Source organism: Streptomyces milbemycinicus (genome assembly GCF_002154605.1).
In the GTDB taxonomy this organism is placed as follows: Bacteria; Actinomycetota; Actinomycetes; order Streptomycetales; family Streptomycetaceae; genus Streptomyces; species Streptomyces milbemycinicus.
The window spans coordinates 1-939 of sequence record NZ_MUNE01001151.1 but is presented as its reverse complement, the minus strand read 5'-3'; the positions used below and the strand labels follow the sequence as shown (position 1 = coordinate 939).

Annotated in this window: 1 protein-coding gene; it reads right to left on the bottom strand. The window is 71.4% G+C overall.

The window, feature by feature from the left end; translation table 11 throughout:
• On the bottom strand, positions 1–437 hold a 437-nt coding region (gene eccD / locus CCN51_RS51735), incomplete at its 3' end, for a type VII secretion integral membrane protein EccD (RefSeq protein ID WP_086861282.1).
• Positions 438–939: the final 502 nt, after the last annotated feature.

Sequence of the window (939 nt, the reverse complement as noted above, 5' to 3'; positions counted from 1 at the left end):
GAGGCAGGGCCGGGGGTGGCGAGGACGGCGAGTCCGGCGGCGAGGATGAGGATCAGCGTGCCGAGCAGCAGCCGGCGGCTGATGGTCGCCGTCCAGCCGAAGGGCCGGTCGGCCATGGTGGTGGCGACGCCGTCGACCAGGTCGTCCAGCCGGACCTCGGGCAGGGCGTCGGTGCGCGGCCTGAGGTAGAGCGTCTCGCCGTCGAGCAGGCCGAGGGATTCGAGGCTGCTGTCCTCGGCGAGCGGCTCGCCACCGAGCCGCTGGAGCACCCAGCCGCCGTGTTCCAGGCCCTGCTCGGCGAGGTCGTCGCCCGCGTACCGCACCAGGGTGGGCAGCAGATCGACGACGGGGACGTCGGCGGGGACCGCGAGGTCGATGGAGGTGGCGGGGGCGCGCACGGTGACGCGGCAAAGCCCTGCCGTTGCGCTGTCAGTCATGAGAGTACTCACGCTTCTTCGGGAGACGTGTTCGGGACACGGGGTAGGTCTCCGTGGGGGGTGTGGGGCGTTGGACGTGTGCGCGGGAAGGCTGCACACTACTTGCTGAACCGTCTGCTTCGGTCACGGCCTGCGAAGTGAACCGCGGAAACGGATCGTAGACTCTTCTCCACCGGCCCGGGATTCCTGCCCCCGGCCCGGGTTCACCGCTCCTGCCGTCTGCTGCGGCTGCTCTGCCTCGCCGACCCGGCGGGTCCGGCCTGCCCCGACCACGCGTGTCGCCGCCCGTTCACCGGTTTTTCAGCCCCCATTGGCAGCACCCGGCAGCACCCCCGGCCCGAAGGAGACCACCCGCTTGAGTACCGTCCTGTTCCGCAGGCCCGCGCGTCGGCGCGGCCCGGACATGCCCGAAGGGGAGTTGAGCCTTCAGGAGCCGCCCACGCTCCCCGAAGTGACGCCCGACAGCTCGGCGGTGTGGAACTACCTGCCGATGGCGCTGATG